Here is a 14,801-nt window from a genome sequence, read left to right on the forward strand (position 1 = left end):
CGGTTATCTGGGATTGGGATGGGCGTCGTGCACCGCATTAATGGCCTTCGCGAGATCCTTGGGGACGGCGAGATCGATCGCGCCCAGATTGCTCTCGAGCTGGGAGACGGAACTCGCTGCCATCAGTACACTGGTCATGAATGGCTGGGAGCGGGCAAATGCCAGAGCCATATGCGCGGGCTCCATACCGTGATCACGCGCCAGCTGCGTGTAAGCGGCGATCGCCTTTTGCCTCTCCGGTGTAAACCGGGACAGGAATGCCGCGGAATCGCTTGAGCGACTGCCCGCTATGGGGCCAGGGTCGCTGCCGTATTTTCCGGTCAACGTGCCGCCGGCCAGCGGCGAGTAAGCGATCAAGCCGAACTGCTCGCGCATGGAAACTTCGGCCAGTCCCAGCTCGAATGAGCGGTCCAGCAGGCTGTAGCCGTTCTGGATCGATGCGACACGGGGGGCGGCTCCTTGGTCGGCCGCTTTCAGGTAGCGCATCACGCCCCACGGAGATTCATTGCAGACGCCGACCGCGCGAACCTTGCCGGCGCGCACCCATTCGCCAAGCGCATCCAAGGTCTCTTCGATCGAGATCTGTACTGGATCTTCGGCAACCTGCGAGAAACGCGATCGTCCGAGCGTGGTGATCGCGCGCTCGGGCCAATGGACCTGATAAAGATCGATGCAATCGGTTCCGAGGCGCTTCAGACTGGCGTCAATAGCCATAGCTATGTTGGTTCGGTCGAGCCGCCGGTTTGGCCCGCGAAGGTAATCCAGAGACATTCCGGCGCCGTTCGGCCCCGCGACTTTGGTGGCGATAACGACTTTTCCGCGCAGCCCCCGGGTTGCGATCCAACTGCCTAGAATTTCCTCGGATCGCCCCTGCGTCTCAGCTTTGAGCGGTGTCGGGTAATTCTCTGCCGTGTCGAACAAGGTGATGCCCGAAGCGAATGCCAGATCCAGCTGGCGCATGGCATCGTCTTGCGGTGTTTGTCCGCCATAGGTCATCACGCCGAGCCCGAATGCGCTCACCGTAATGCCTGTTGTGCCTAGTTGGCGATATTCCAAACATCCCCCTTCGGGCCAGATCACCCTGAGAACTTGCGAAGCGTGCTCTATTGAGCAGCGCCCAGCGTAAATGGCGGCATTCCCTTGGCGACCTGCCGTCGGCCGGCTCGCTTGAGGATGCTGTCAGTCTTTTCGCGCGGATTATAGAACTGGCTGTACCAGATGCGGGATTGTCGGAACGGCCCATCGCCTGGCATCTGCATGACATTGATGGCCGGGCGCTTCGTGGCCCAAACCTCGCCGTCGCGCATCAGCCCGTTGCCCATCGAGGCGCTGAGGCGCCCTCGGGCAATCTCTGCCTGCTCGGCCGTCAGGCCCTGCGGAATCTTCAGCATCGCCGCTTGCCAAAGACGGCATGTGCCGTCTTCGATCGGAGTGACGCAGATAATCTGCTTGGCATCGATCTCGACGAAATGACCGAATGCGATGCCGGGTCCGACGTAACCGGCCAGTGTGGTCAGGGTCGATGCGTAAATGCCTTCGCCCTGCTCGGTCGTGTTCCCGCTTTGACGCTGATGGAGAATATGGCCGTCGTACTCGTTTTCGTACGAAGTGACACTGCCGCCGTGGAGATGATCCAGGTGCGTGACATCCGACATGTTATCGAAAATCTCGATTGGGTGCTGGAGATCGCACAGAAGCTCGAGTTCGGTCCAACTCGCCCAGTCGGGCTGCCCCCATTCGTAAAATTCGGCGATTTCGAAATCGGGCGCCAATCCCTCCGGATCGTGCCAGCAGAAGACGATTCCGTACCGTTCCTCGACCGTCCAGCTGTTTACCCTTGCAGCGGGCGGGATGGGGCCGTCGTGATAGGGAATGTGGTTGCAGACACCGTCGGCACCGAACCTCCAAGCATGAAAGGGACAACGGATGTTGTCGCCCTCCATGAAGGTATCTGACGTGGTCGTCGCTGAATGGGGGCCGCTACCAATATGGGTGCCCATGTGCGGGCAATATGCATCGAGCATGACCACTCGCCCGCTGGTGCCCCGGTAAAGGATCATGTCCTGACCGAAGTAACGGACATTTTTGGGTTTGCGACCGACTTCGGCGCTTTGCGCGACGGCGAACCAACCTCGCGGAAAAGCGTAATCGCCCAGCCGATACTCGGCGCTCGTCGCCATGCTCGCCTCCCATCAAACGGCCCGTTCCGAGCCCGCTTCTCTTGTTAGGTGGCGATGGGTACATGCCACCACTACAATATTCGTGCCCAAGGTATGCCGATCCACTATAGGTCGCTGATGGAACTGCGCCGTCTGACCTATTTCCTGCGGATTGCCGAGGAAGGCTCGCTCAATGCGGCGTCGCGTGCGCTCGGCATTGCGCAGCCGGCCCTCAGCCGACAGATGCAGCTGCTGGAAACCGATCTCGGGGTGCAGCTGTTCAAGCGCGTGGCACGCGGCATGCAGCTTACCGAAGAAGGCGATTATCTGCGGTCCGGCCTCATCCATCCCCTTGAGCAGATCGAAACTGTGCTTGCCAACGCACGATCGTTTTCTACGCGCGTCGAAGCGCATGCGAAGATCGGGCTGCCTCCGGGCTTGGCTGGGCCGATCGGACCGCGCCTTATCACCCGCTTGGCCGCCGAAATGCCAAACCTCAGATTGAGCATTCTTGAGGAAGATTCTGCGGTGCTGGCGAACGAATTGCTGCACGGCCGGATCGATATCGCCCTGCTCAGTGGATTGACGCCTGACGATCGCCTCTTCCATTCCGAGGTTGCCCGCGAGGACCTGGTGCTTGTCGGAAGCCCCGGATCACGCCTCGCCGGCCGTTCGGAAGTGACATTTTCGGAGCTTGAGAATTATCCACTCGTGGCGCCGCCGGCTCCGGCAAGCCTCACCGTCATGTTGGAAAAGCTGGCGGCCCGCCGGGCATGCAAAATCAAGATCGCGTTTGATGTCTCGTCACGGACGATCAGCAAATCTCTCGTCATCGCGGGGGCCGCGTTTGCGGTGGTCACGCCGCTAAGCGTACAGCGTGAAATTGAGAGCGGGCAACTCGTATATGCGCGGATCGTCGACCCCACGGTCTTCCAGCTCACTCATGTTTCGGTGCAGGCCCATTGGCGAATAGCTCGGAGTACCTACAAACAGTTTCACGGGGTGTTCTACAGCGTCCTTTGCCAAACAGTTGACAGCGGGGATTGGCCCGCAACGTGGTTACTCGACTTGGCAAGTGTCGAAAACGCGATGACCTGAACTGCCCAGGCGCTGGGGCACTTGGCGAGTTTCTCCTCCGGGAAAGGTATTTCAAGGACGAGCCCATAGTGCATTGAGATTCACCTCTAGCCGCGGGTTGTTGGCAACCCAGTCGTGCTCGGGGAGGACGAAACTCTCGATCTTCGTAGCGGTGCTCCTGCTTCGGTGGCTGCAGCTTCCGGCCGGCGGCGACGCTTCGGCTTGTCGGCGAGCGCGACCCAGACTGGTGCGTGATCGCTGGTCTTTTCCCAGCCGCGAACGTGCCGGTCGACCTGCGCGTCGACGAGGCGATCGGCAAGCGCCGGACTCAGCAGGAGATGATCGATGCGCAGGCCTGCATTGCGCGCATAGGCGTTCCGGAAATAGTCGAAGAAGGTGTAGATCACCTGCCCTGGGTGGATCATTCGTAGCGCGTCTATCCAGCCCTGATCGAGCAGACGGAAATAGGCGGCCCGTACCTCGGGCGCGAACAACGCGTCGTCGAGCCAGCGCTCTGGTTTATAGACGTCGAGATCTGTCGGGATGACGTTGAAGTCGCCCGCGAGCATCACCGGAAAGCCGGTTTCCAGCAGACTAGCGGCGTGTTCGATTAGCCGTTCGAACCAGCTCAGCTTATAATCGAACTTGGGCCCGGGGCGGGGATTGCCGTTCGGCAGATAGAGGCCGCCAATCAGGATTCCGTTGACCGCCGCCTCGATATAGCGGCTGTGCGTGTCGTCGGGATCGCCGGGCAAGCCGCGGCGCGTTTCATGGATCTCGCCGACACGGCTGAGGATGGCGACGCCGTTCCAGCTTTTCTGGCCGTGCCAGATCGCATCGTAGCCAAGGTCGCGGATCGCGCTCAGCGGAAATTTCTCCTGCGGCGCCTTCAACTCCTGCAGGACGACAATGTCGGGCTGGCGTTCGGTCAGCCAGCGCAGCAATACCGGCAGGCGGCCATTGACGCCGTTCACATTGTAAGTCGCGATGATCACAGGTCGGGGAGGATCTGATCGGCGCGCCCCCAATGCGCCAGATTCTTCGACGCCGCACGCTTCACCATCTCCGCCCCGTCACCGACATGCCAGTGCGAGGGTTTGTCGAGGTCGCGCAGTTCCTCCCAAGTCAGCGGCACCGCGATCGGCGCATGTTCGCGGGTTCGCGCGCTGTACGGCAGCACCGCCGTCGCGCCGCGCTGGTTGCGCAGATAATCGATGAAGATCCGGCCCGTCCGTTTCGCTTTGGCCAGGGCCGCAGTGAAGCGTTCCGGCTCGGCCTGCGCGAGCGCCAGGGCGAAGCGATGGGCGAAGTCCTTCACCACCGGCCATTCGGCCGAGGGGGTGAGCGGCGCGATGACATGGACGCCCTTACCGCCGGTGACCATCGGGAAGGTGGTGAGCCCCATCTGCGCCAGCACATCCTGCACATGGAAGGCCGCCGAGACGACGTCCTTGAACTCCAGCCCCTCGTCGGGATCGAGATCGAAGACGAGCCGATCGGCTTTTTCGACATCCTCGATCCGCGCCCCCCAGCCATGGAACTCGATCGTCCCCATCTGCACGCAGGTGAGCAGCCCCGCGGGTGTATCGACGAACAGATAGGGTTCGTCATGGCCGTCCTTCTCGCGGATGCCGACCTGCTTCACGTCGTCGCCGAAACTGCCGGCATCGTGCTTCTGGAAGAAGCATTTCTTCGATCGGCCTTGCGGACAGCGCACGAGGCTGATCGGCCGGCTGCCCGCCCAAGGCAGCATGATGGGCGCGACGACCTCATAATAGTCGGCGAGCTGTCCCTTGGTGAGCTTGCCTTCAGGGAAGATCACGCGCTCGCGATTGCTGATCTTGACGCTGCTGCGCGCGGGGGCGGTCGCGACCGCCACCGGTGTCTCGGCCTCGATCACGACGGCTTCGGGCTTCTTGTCCTCGCGCAGGCCAAGATAGCTCGGATGGCGCAGGACGCCCTCGTCGGTGAACTCGATATAGGCGATCTCGGCGACGAGCTTCGGCTCGATCCAGTGGGCGCCGCGAACGGCGGCACGCGGCGCGTCGACAGTCGGGGCCTTGCGTTCGAGCGGCGCCATGATCTCCATCAGCCGCTCGATCTCGTCGGCGGTGAATCCTGTGCCAGCCTTGCCCGCGTAGCGCAGCTTGCCGTTTTCGTTCACGCCCAGCAGCAGCGAGCGGAACCCGCGCTGCTTGTCCGACGGCGTCCAGCCGACGATGACGAACTCCTGACGGCGGATGCACTTCGTCTTAAGCCAGGTCCCCGCACGCGAGCCGCTGTATCGTGCATCAACACGCTTCGAGATCACCCCTTCGAGACCCGCGCCGCAGAAGCTGGCAAGAAGCTTCTCGCCGTTGCCGATGATATGATCGGAGTAGCGGATACGTCCCTTGGCGTCGCCGATAAGCGCAGCCAATTTCTCCTTCCGCTCGATCAACGGGAGTCGCGTCAAATCTTCGCCGTCGAGCTCGAGCAGGTCGAACGCGAAATAATCGATGGTATCGGGATTGCTCTTGAGCGCTGCCTGCAAGGCCTGGAAGCTGGTGCGGCCATCGGGAAGGATGACGACGGCCTCGCCGTCGATCAGCGCGCTGCTGACATTCAGCTTCAACGCCTCGGCGATCAGTCCGGCGAACCGGTCGGACCAGTCGAGGCCCGAGCGCGTATAGGCGCGTCCCTCGCCGCCGCCGACAGCGATCAATGTGCGATATCCGTCATATTTAAGTTCGTGCAGCCAGCGATCACCCGGCGGCACGTGATCGACGAGCGCGGCAAGCTGCACAGGCTGAAACGCTGGCAAGATGCCCGCTGCTTTCGGGCGACCTCGCCTCGCTCGGGACGCGGTCGGCGCAGAACTCGCGGCGGCGGGCGCGTTAGAGTCTGCTTTGCGCTTGGACACCGCCTTGCCCGCGGCAATCTCCTCCATCGTGCGTCCGGTATCGACGCTGGTGAGATGGGTGCCGACAAGATCATCTGAGCCCCCGACGAACGCGTCCTGGACCTTGCGCAGGATCCAGTTTTCACCTTTCTCCTTGCCCCGCGGCTTCAGGCGAAAAAGGATCCATTCGCCCTGCATACGCCGGCCGTGAAGAATGAAGTGAAGATGGCCTTCGGGCAGCGTCTGGCTGGGGTCCTTGCCCGGAATCGATTCCCAGGTGCCATTGTCCCACAGCATCACGGTGCCGCCGCCATATTCGCCCTTGGGGATCGTGCCTTCGAAGCGGGCGTAGTCGAGCGGATGATCCTCGGTGCGGACCGCGAGACGCTTGTCGTCCGGATTGCTGCTCGGTCCGCGCGTGACCGCCCAGCTCACCAGCGTGCCGTCGAGTTCGAGGCGAAAATCATAATGCAGGCGGGAGGCGGCGTGCTTCTGGACGACGAACCCGTTACCATTCGTGGGCTCGGTCGCGCCCGACGGCTCGGCGGTGCGCGCAAAATCGCGCTTGGCGCGATATTTGGCGAGACGCTCCTCTGCCGGACTGCTTTTCGTTATCGAGCCTCGTGCCATGGTGGTTCCGATCGATCGCCTACTTAATCCTCGCCGCCGCGGACTCGTTCCCCGGATGCCTGTTCGCTGATCGTTCGGACGAACCGATAGCTCGCCTGCTCGAACTTCAAAGAGCGGAAGAAATTGTGGCTGTTGTTGGTCGTGATGTCACTCATCACCTCGATCTGGCGGCAGCCGGCCTTTGTCAGCGCGGTTTCGGCGGCTTCCAGCATCGCCGTTCCGACGCCCCGGCGACGATGCGCCTTGTCGACGACCAGCGCGGTCAACCGGCCGACTGCGCCACGATGTACAGTCGCGACGACCGCCCACCCGCAACAGCCGACAATCTCGCCCAGGTCTGCCAAGACCATGCCTGCCTTGGCCTTGCGGGCGCTGGTTAGATTAGCGGCGACGTCGGCGCTCTCCAGAGAAAACCCACCGAGCTGGCTTAGCAGGGCCGCAAGCGCATCGGCATCCTCTGTGGTGGCCGCGCGAACCCGCAGCACCGGTTGGGGTGCGGGCCCGGGTTCGGGCTCCGATTCTGGCTCCGGCGCAGCTTTTGGAACGAGCCGAAGGGACGTTCTTGGTTTGGCTTTCGAGGGAGTCTTAGGTCGCGCCGGCGCCGATTCTTCTTGTTCCCGCCGCGCCGGACGATCCGGCGATATGCGTTTGGCACGGCGGCGGATGGGCTCGTCTTCCTTCTCCGGCTCGGGCGGGCGGGGTGTCTCCTTACGAGCAGGTCGATCGGGCGTCGTATCGGCCGACTGCTTCCACGTGTTTTGCTCGCTGCTGCGCAGATAGTCCTGAATGTCATCGGCGCTCGCGGTCAGGCCATCGGCTCCGATGCCGAGCAGAGCTTCCCCGCCCATATCCGTCAGTCCGTATTTGCCGAAATCGCCCGTGCCGGGCTTGCGCCGCCGCGACTTGACCAGCCTCAGCCCCCGGTGCTGGGCCATCTCGCGAAGCTGGTCGTCGCTGATCCCGGTCATCTCATGATCGACCAGCAATGCGGGCCTGCGCCCATCCGGCAGCGCCGGCTTGGCGTCTCGCGGATTCGAGCTGACGCAACGACCGGAACGACCTGTGATGATAGGCGCTTCTCCGGCTATGCGCGCGCAACGCTTCCCGCAATCCTCGATGATAGACCGCATCGGCTATGACGACGCCGCCGGCACGCTGTCGATCTCGTTTCGCGATACCGGCAAATACTTCTATCACGGGGTTCCGGCCGCGCTGTTCGACGCCTTTTGTCACGCGGCGTCGGCGGGAACCTTCTTCAACGAGCACATCAAGGATCGCTTCCGCTGCGTTCGCGATCCCGAACGGCGGCGCTTCGGACCTAACGCCTGAGAGATCAGGCTTCGCCAAGCGCACGATACACCGACATCAGATGGCGCGAGGCGACGGCGCGGGCACGCGGCGACCGGATCGTCTCTTCGTTGGTCTCGTGCAACATGGTGATCATGTCGAGCACCTCCTGACGGGGTGTGCCTGACTCGCGAAGATGCGTTCCGATCAACGTGAGCAGATTAGCCCACAGCGTGATCGCGCCCTCGGCGAATGCGGCATCGTCGTCGACCAGCGCCGATCCTGGGTCCGATCTGTTGGCCATCGATCAGGCCCGCTTGCGCGCAGCCGGTTTCGGCTTGGTCTCGGTCTTCTTGACGGCCGGCTTCGCGGCGGTCTTGGTCGTTTTCTTCGCCGCTGTTTTGGATGATCCTCCACCCGACGACCCAAGCGAATTCTTAAGCGCCGCCATCAGGTCGACGACATTGGAGCCGCGCGCATCGCCACCCTTGTCGTCGCTCTCGATATTGAGTGTCTTGCCCTTCTTCTTGCGCTCGATCAGCTCCTTGAGCGCGTCGGCATAGCGGTCGTGGAACTCGCTCGCATCAAACTTGCCCGTCTTCTTTTCGATCAGCGTGGTCGCAAGGTCGAGCAGTTCGTCGTCCGGATCCGCGTCGCCGATCTGGCGGAAGTAGCTCGTCGCCTTGTTGACCTCGTCGGCATAGCGCAGCGTCTCCATCACCATCCCGCGTCCGCAGGCCTTGATGCTGACGACATATTCCCGCCCGCGCATAGCGAGCTGGCCGAGACCGATCTTGCGTGTCCGGCGGAGCGCCTCGCGCAGGACGATGAAGGCTTCCTCGGCAAGATCGTCTGCGGGCACGACATAATAGGGCTTTTCGAAATAGATGGCGTCGATATCGTGGCTGTCGACGAACTGGGTCAGCTCGAGCGTTTTCTTACTCTCCAGCTTGACCCCCTCGATCTCGTCATCGTCGAGGAGGACATATTCGCCCTTGGCATACTCGAAGCCCTTGACGATCTCATCGACATCGACCGGACCGATGCCCGGTACAACCTTCTCATATTTGATGCGCTGGCCCGAGGGTTCATGAATCTGGTTGAATGCGATCGTGGCGCCGCTTCTCGTCGCCGAATAGATTTCGACAGGGATAGAGACGAGTGCCAGTCGGATCTGGCCTTTCCAGTAGGGACGCGCAGCCATAGATCTCTCCTTCGCACCGATTGCATTCAATCATCTATCTAGTCGCCGGGAATGACCTTATCTTGCCGTTCACAGCCAGCGCGAAAGATGGCTTCACCACCGCAACAAGAACGCATGAACCCGCTCGATAAAGTCATCGCGATGAAAATGCCTGAACACCATAATAGTTCGCGACTTCCTACATTTTGTGAGATCCAAGAACCGATTCCCCTTGTCGACCGTTCTTGCAGTGCGGCAGTTTGGAGGTCCTCATGGCGTCGGCAATCGAAAACGGAATGACGTTGTGGATGTGGCCACTAATGGCAACGCAGTTGGCCTATGACTGGGTCGAGACGATGACGAGCGCGCAAAGCGTGATCGACGCTCGCATGCCGGTCATTTCGGTGGCATGGGCTAATCCCTTCACGGCCGATTATCGCGAACTGGCGCGGATTGTGACCGAGAAGACAAGCGCGTTCTGACAGTCGCAACAAACGATCAGCGCTGCGCAGGGGAAGGTCCGCCGCGCGGGGGAGGCCAATGCGCGGGCGCTCGGCCGACTATCGGGCGGGGGCTGGCTCGGCTGGTCTGAATGGAAGCAGGTCGTTGAACGAAACCTCGAGATCGCGACCACTCTGGCGATGTTGCCGACAACGGCGCTGGCGCCAATCCCTTCCAAGGCGACGGCGAACGCCCGCCGCCTCAGCCGGTTTTAGGCCGCCGCCAGCCGGATAAGCCTTTCCCGCATGTGCGAAGAGCTTTCTAGTGAGAGCAGGCTTTGGTCGGTACCGAGCAACTCGGGGAGAAATGCCGCTGGCGGGAATGTGTTTCGTTGATCCTCCGAACGGACAATGATGTCCTAGTCTTTTGCTACCGCTCAGGATTCACGCTTGTTTTTCTGGCATCGAGGATCTTTGGCAGGCGTGTCTCGATCCAGTCCGCGAGATCAGTCACTTTTTGCGCAGCTTCGCGTCCTATTGGCGTGAGGCTGTACTCGACATGCGGCGGAACAATCTGTCGCGCCGTACGATTGACTAGCCCGTCGTGCTCCAGCCATTGCAAGGTCTGCGAGAGCATCCTTTCGCTTACCCCACCAATCAGCCGGCGAAGTTCGCCGAACCGCAGCGTGCCATCCATCAGAGCAATCAGCACGAGAACCCCCCATCGACTGGTGACGTGTTTAAGCACTTCGCGCGATGGGCATGCCGCCGCCATGAGATCGCCGCGACGCAGTTGTACGGACAGGGGTATACCCGTGGTTTGTGCATCATATTCCATACTAACACAAATGTACGTACTTACGAAAAATAAGCAAGGCGCCTATTGCTGATCTTGATCACCAAAGGAGCGAGGTTTTTATGAATATTGCCGTTACGGGTGCGAGCGGACAGCTTGGGCGCCTTGCAATCGATGTGCTGACAGCCCGGACAGGTCCGGCCGGTATTGTTGCGCTTGCCCGCACCCCGGACAAAGTGGCTGACCTCGGTATCGAAACGCGCGCTTTCGATTATGAACAGGCTGAAACACTGGCAGCCGCGCTTAAAGGCGTGGATACGCTCATCCTCATATCGTCGAGTGAAATCGGCCAACGCGTACGCCAGCATCGCAACGTCATCGATGCCGCCAAGGCGGCTACGGTCAAGCGCATCCTTTACACGAGCCTGCTCCACGCGGACACGTCGGTGGTGTCGCTCGCCGCCGAGCATCGTGAGACCGAGGCAGACCTGAAAGCCTCCGGCGTCGATTTTACGATCCTGCGCAACGGCTGGTACACGGAAAACTATACCTCCTCGATCCACAGTGCCTTGCAAAGCGGTGTCTTCATCGGGAGCGCGGGCCAGGGCAAGTTGGCGTCAGCGACGCGTAAGGATTTTGCAGAGGCGCTAGCCATAGTAGCGATGAGCGATGGCCCTGCGAGCAAGGTCTATGAACTGGCAGGAGACGACGCCTGGACACTCTCAGACCTAGCCGCGGAAATCTCACGGCAGACCGGTAGGACCATTCCCTATCGCGATTTGCCAGCAGCAGACTATGCCGCAGCGTTGGTCACCGCGGGTCTTCCCGAAGGCTTAGCTGACGCGATCGCCGGGTGGGACGTCGCTGCATCGCAGGGGGGCCTATTTGACGATGGCAAGCAGCTTTCAAAGCTAATAGGCCGGCCGACTACACCATTGGCGCAGGCCGTGGCGCACGCGCTGCAATAACTCGCGCTCGCGGTGCAAGGCTTGACGGCCCGATCGACTTCTTGGGGTATGTAGCGTGGCTTCGGCGCTAGCGATGTTCGCATCCGCTTGGTCCAGGGCTGCGCCATAGCGGGGAGATCAATAAAACAGCGCATCGCCTGTCCGGACGGATTGATTGTCCCGGACGCGGACCTCGGTCATCAGGCCGGCTACATCGGGCGTCACGCGAACAACATCGGCGTGGACATGGCCGCCGCTGGTCCAGCAGTCTTGCTCATATCGGTGTCAGAGCGCGATAGGACTGCCACTGCGAAAGAAACGATTACGATAATGGTGGTGGTAAACAGGCGGCCAAGAACGGCAGGTGGCGTGTCATGCGAACGTCCAGAGATTCCGCTGATCTGTGCGACTGCGGCGTAGAGCAGGAGGAAGAATGCAAGATCGACGATTGGCCGGAAAATGAGATCGAAATAAGCGGATCTCCGCCTGCAGTCTTGCGGCTGAGGTAGTCGCTGCTTAAATTGCCATCATGCAGCATTCATCTTCGAAACAAAGCAAGGGTCGCCCGCGAGGCTTCGATCCCGAGTGCGCGCTGGAGATTGCGCTCGATACGTTTCGAAGGAAAGGTTACGAGGGCGCATCCGTCGATGATTTGACCGATGCTATGGGTATTTCGAAGCCGAGCATGTACCGGGTTTTCGGCAACAAGGAGGCGCTTTTCAACAAAGCAATGGACCTTTACGAGACCGATATCGTCAGCTTTTCGGTCGTGTCGCTTAGAGAGCCGACCGCGCGAAAGGTAGCGGAAAGTTTCTTGCGAGGCGCGTTGGACGCGCAGACCCGGACAGGGTCAAAAGGTTGTCTGGGTGTCTTAGGTTCGATGGCTTATTCTGACGACGCGCACGCGGTGAGGGCAAATGTTTTAGCGAGGCTCGGCGCGGCGCGCGCAGCTCTCGCTAGTCGCCTTGAATTGGCTCGTCAGCTAGGTGATTTACCCGGCAATGACCCGATTGATGGTTTGGTGAGTTTTCTCTACGCCCTCGTTCATGGAATGGCGGTGCAAGCCGCCGCCGGCGTGGATCGAACAGCCCTGGAAGACATAATAGAATTAGGTTTGCGCGCGTGGCCGGCTAGCGGGATCGAGGGCGCTTAATCGGACAAATGGCGTTGGCGAACCAATTGGCGGGCGGGACCAGCCAACCGCAGAACCAGTTCAGCCGCCTATCCCGCACATCCGGCGATGCGCGGCATCGAGCATCGGCAGGGCGTGCCCGGCTCGCTCGGCTGCGTCTCTCGCAGCCTCAGGTCTTTCAGACCCAGGGTCGCCTTGAAGCTCGGTTCATAAGTCTCGCTCGCGATGTTCGCTGAATAGACTTGATAGGAGCGGCTGCCGGACAGAGTACAAAGGTTGAGTTTCGAAAACTGATCCCGAGCATGGCCGTTGGCTTCGGTCAGCACAACAGTTTCAGCCATTGCCTTGATCGCCATGGTGATCATTATATTGCAGGCAACCTTGGTGGAAATTCGCCATCGGCCCGTCTGTGCCCATGTCCCAGATCCGCCCGCCGATCACCTCCTCAGAGGCGCGGGTCCTGTCGACCGCCGACGCAGCGCCGCCGACCAGGATGTTGAGTTCGCCCTTAGCAGCCAAGTCGGGACGGCCCAGCACGTGAGCGGAAACAAAAGCAACATCGCACTTTCGTGCAGCTCGGCCAGTTCACGCGCGAAGGCGACCGAGATGGTGGTGGATGCCGCGGCATGAATCAGCCCGATTTTCGCGTTAGCGAACGTGCAAGGGCCGACGCTGCCACCGACCTACCGATCGGCATTATCGTCGACCAGATGGCGGGGCAGGCTGGCCAGCGTGCTATTTCAGACGTCCAAAATAGGTGGCGCATATGCTGAGGCCGCTCTGCGGATGTCGAAGTCCGATCGACGGCCTTGAGCGGTCTCAGAGTTGGCAAAAACCCCTTTCGGATTTGCCGATAGCTGCGACGAGGCGCTCCGATCAGCTGGATGGACGAGCGCGGATCGCCCGGCGCGTGGGGATATTTCCCGTCGAGGCAGGTGACTTCGCTTTATCCATACGTAGCGAAACCGGAGGGCCGCACTCACTTCGCGGACAAGCACGGCTCCAGCCCTTCCGGCGACGTTCGAAGAGGGCTGGTATCGGGGCTGAGAGCGGTGGACGAAATAGAAAAAAGAGGTCGGCATAAATGCCGACCTCAATTGGGAGAGGATGCCTGAAAGGCGATCGTATTTTCACAGGAAATTGCTGCACCGCGCAATCTCCCAAATTGGAATGTCTCTTATCCGTCGTGGAATGAGTGATATATAGAGGGCGCTCGCCTCGGCGACCTGGACTGTCGTGCTCGGAACATAGGTCTTGCCGGACCGCGCCCGAACTGAGCGCCCAGACACATTGGAGACAATATCGCCGCGATACTCTCGCGCGGATATGATTCGGCATGAGCAATCAAAAAGACCGACTGAACGGCAGGAAGAGGGGGAGAAGAGCTTCAGTGTCTGACTCAGAAGATAATCAAGCAAAGCAATACCTTGCAGTTCGCCGGGTAAGCATGCGGATGGAGGCGATGGTCGCCCATGCGGTCGAGGACGCGACGGTCGTCTCCCAATCCTTGGCGAGCCGGCGGCATCTGCCGAGCCATGCGAAAGTCCGTTCGACGACCCATCGGCGGGGGAGGACGTGGAAGCCCTTGGCCTTGTCGGACCGTTTGATGATCTTGATCCTCCACGCTCCCGATCCGGCGAGCGCATTCCTGAATTTGTCACCGGCATAGCCCCCATCGGCAAAAACATGCCGCAGCCACGGGAAGCGTTTCCGCACGGCCTTGAGGACATCGACGGCACCGTCGCGGTCCTGGATGTCGGCGGTGTGGACGAGGATGAAGATGAGAAAGCCGCAGGTGTCGGTCAGGATATGCCGCTTGCGGCCCTTGATCTTCTTGCCCGCGTCATACCCGCAAGGACCGCCGCTTTCGGTGGTTTTCACCGACTGGCTGTCGATCACACCGGCGCTTGGGCTTGCTTCGCGCCCTTCGATCTCGCGCAGGTTCATCACCAGCACCGTGTTCATGACCTCGAGCAAACCGGTGTTGCGCCAAGCGTAGAAATAGCGCTGCACCGTCGAGACCGGCGGAAAGCATTTGGGCAGAAGCCTCCAGGCGCAGCCGCTGGCTGCTATGTAAAGCAAGGCATTCACCACCTCGCGCATGTCTGTCGTCCGACGACGACCTCCGCGCTTGGCCGGCGGGATGAACGGCTCCGCCAAAGACCACTCACGGTCCGTCATATCACTGGAATAGCGCAATCCTTTCCGGCTATGCTCCTGCCGGGCAATACCAGTCCATGTCATTGATCACTCCATCTCTCGCAGGACG

General features: G+C 60.8%; 17 protein-coding genes. 5 read left to right on the plus strand and 12 right to left on the minus strand.

Annotation, left to right across the window (positions count from 1 at the left end; genetic code table 11):
* Positions 1-3 precede the first annotated feature (3 nt).
* Both SKP52_RS00805 and SKP52_RS00810 read right to left on the minus strand, forming a co-directional pair.
* Positions 4-1,020: an aldo/keto reductase gene (locus SKP52_RS00805; protein ID WP_228383766.1), complete on the minus strand. Its 1,017-nt coding sequence runs from the start codon at positions 1,018-1,020 to the stop codon at positions 4-6.
* 83 nt (positions 1,021-1,103) lie between these two features.
* The gene (locus tag SKP52_RS00810; RefSeq protein WP_039570625.1) at positions 1,104-2,180 is read right to left on the minus strand and encodes a Rieske 2Fe-2S domain-containing protein; all 1,077 of its coding nucleotides are present in this window, start codon (positions 2,178-2,180) and stop codon (positions 1,104-1,106) included.
* 117 nt (positions 2,181-2,297) lie between these two features.
* On the opposite strand from SKP52_RS00810, the gene SKP52_RS00815 reads away from it, so the two are divergent.
* Positions 2,298-3,257: a LysR family transcriptional regulator gene (locus SKP52_RS00815; protein WP_160292336.1), complete on the plus strand. Its 960-nt coding sequence runs from the start codon at positions 2,298-2,300 to the stop codon at positions 3,255-3,257.
* An 86-nt stretch (positions 3,258-3,343) separates the two neighbouring features.
* Here SKP52_RS00815 and xth read toward each other — a convergent pair whose 3' ends face one another.
* Genes xth through SKP52_RS00830 form a run of 3 tightly spaced genes read right to left on the minus strand, consistent with a single transcriptional unit; the run spans position 3,344 to position 7,715 of the window.
* A complete protein-coding gene (gene xth, locus SKP52_RS00820) occupies positions 3,344-4,231 on the minus strand; it encodes an exodeoxyribonuclease III (protein ID WP_081997137.1) in 888 nt (295 codons plus the stop codon).
* Positions 4,228-6,747, minus strand: a complete 2,520-nt coding sequence (gene ligD, locus SKP52_RS00825; RefSeq protein WP_052207683.1) for a DNA ligase D — start codon at positions 6,745-6,747, stop codon at positions 4,228-4,230. The genes xth and ligD overlap by 4 nt, the downstream gene beginning before the upstream one ends.
* A gap of 23 nt (positions 6,748-6,770) precedes the next feature.
* Complete coding sequence (locus SKP52_RS00830; RefSeq protein ID WP_039579251.1) at positions 6,771-7,715, minus strand: GNAT family N-acetyltransferase; 945 nt, start codon at positions 7,713-7,715, stop codon at positions 6,771-6,773.
* 118 nt (positions 7,716-7,833) lie between these two features.
* On the opposite strand from SKP52_RS00830, the gene SKP52_RS00835 reads away from it, so the two are divergent.
* Complete coding sequence (locus SKP52_RS00835) at positions 7,834-8,076, plus strand: KTSC domain-containing protein (RefSeq protein ID WP_228383767.1); 243 nt, start codon at positions 7,834-7,836, stop codon at positions 8,074-8,076.
* A gap of 4 nt (positions 8,077-8,080) precedes the next feature.
* Here SKP52_RS00835 and SKP52_RS00840 read toward each other — a convergent pair whose 3' ends face one another.
* Together SKP52_RS00840 and ku are read right to left on the minus strand one after the other, a co-directional pair.
* On the minus strand, positions 8,081-8,338 hold the full coding sequence (locus SKP52_RS00840) for a hypothetical protein (protein ID WP_039570627.1): 258 nt from the start codon (positions 8,336-8,338) through the stop codon (positions 8,081-8,083).
* Positions 8,339-8,341: 3 nt separating this feature from the next.
* Positions 8,342-9,238 (minus strand): non-homologous end joining protein Ku, encoded by an 897-nt coding sequence (gene ku / locus SKP52_RS00845; RefSeq protein ID WP_039570629.1) that lies wholly within the window; start codon positions 9,236-9,238, stop codon positions 8,342-8,344.
* Positions 9,239-9,537: 299 nt separating this feature from the next.
* Between ku and SKP52_RS26405 the strand changes: the two genes are divergently transcribed.
* Complete coding sequence (locus tag SKP52_RS26405) at positions 9,538-9,699, plus strand: hypothetical protein (protein WP_160292337.1); 162 nt, start codon at positions 9,538-9,540, stop codon at positions 9,697-9,699.
* Between the two features lie 388 nt (positions 9,700-10,087).
* On the opposite strand, the gene SKP52_RS00850 is transcribed toward SKP52_RS26405, so the two are convergent.
* Positions 10,088-10,495: a winged helix-turn-helix transcriptional regulator gene (locus SKP52_RS00850; RefSeq protein WP_039570632.1), complete on the minus strand. Its 408-nt coding sequence runs from the start codon at positions 10,493-10,495 to the stop codon at positions 10,088-10,090.
* A gap of 80 nt (positions 10,496-10,575) precedes the next feature.
* Between SKP52_RS00850 and SKP52_RS00855 the strand changes: the two genes are divergently transcribed.
* Entirely contained in the window at positions 10,576-11,421 is an 846-nt protein-coding gene (locus SKP52_RS00855; protein WP_039570635.1) for an SDR family oxidoreductase, read from the plus strand.
* 117 nt (positions 11,422-11,538) lie between these two features.
* Here SKP52_RS00855 and SKP52_RS26810 read toward each other — a convergent pair whose 3' ends face one another.
* Complete coding sequence (locus tag SKP52_RS26810; protein ID WP_231726382.1) at positions 11,539-11,601, minus strand: biotin/lipoyl-binding protein; 63 nt, start codon at positions 11,599-11,601, stop codon at positions 11,539-11,541.
* A gap of 328 nt (positions 11,602-11,929) precedes the next feature.
* Between SKP52_RS26810 and SKP52_RS00860 the strand changes: the two genes are divergently transcribed.
* Positions 11,930-12,553, plus strand: coding sequence for a TetR/AcrR family transcriptional regulator (locus SKP52_RS00860; protein ID WP_039570638.1), 624 nt, complete (start codon positions 11,930-11,932; stop codon positions 12,551-12,553).
* A gap of 68 nt (positions 12,554-12,621) precedes the next feature.
* Here the strand turns inward: SKP52_RS00860 and SKP52_RS26815 are convergent, their stop codons facing one another.
* The 3 genes from SKP52_RS26815 to SKP52_RS00870 form a co-directional block, all read right to left on the minus strand.
* Entirely contained in the window at positions 12,622-12,888 is a 267-nt protein-coding gene (locus SKP52_RS26815) for an NAD(P)-binding domain-containing protein (protein WP_052207684.1), read from the minus strand.
* Positions 12,866-13,051, minus strand: a complete 186-nt coding sequence (locus SKP52_RS26820) for a hypothetical protein (protein ID WP_228383768.1) — start codon at positions 13,049-13,051, stop codon at positions 12,866-12,868. Before SKP52_RS26820 ends, SKP52_RS26815 begins: the two co-directional genes overlap by 23 nt.
* 891 nt (positions 13,052-13,942) lie before the next feature.
* Positions 13,943-14,776 carry an IS5 family transposase gene (locus SKP52_RS00870; protein ID WP_039570640.1) on the minus strand — a complete coding sequence of 278 codons (834 nt, stop codon included), beginning with the start codon at positions 14,774-14,776 and terminating at the stop codon, positions 13,943-13,945.
* Positions 14,777-14,801: the final 25 nt, after the last annotated feature.

The organism is Sphingopyxis fribergensis, from assembly GCF_000803645.1.
GTDB classification, from domain to species: domain Bacteria; phylum Pseudomonadota; class Alphaproteobacteria; order Sphingomonadales; family Sphingomonadaceae; genus Sphingopyxis; species Sphingopyxis fribergensis.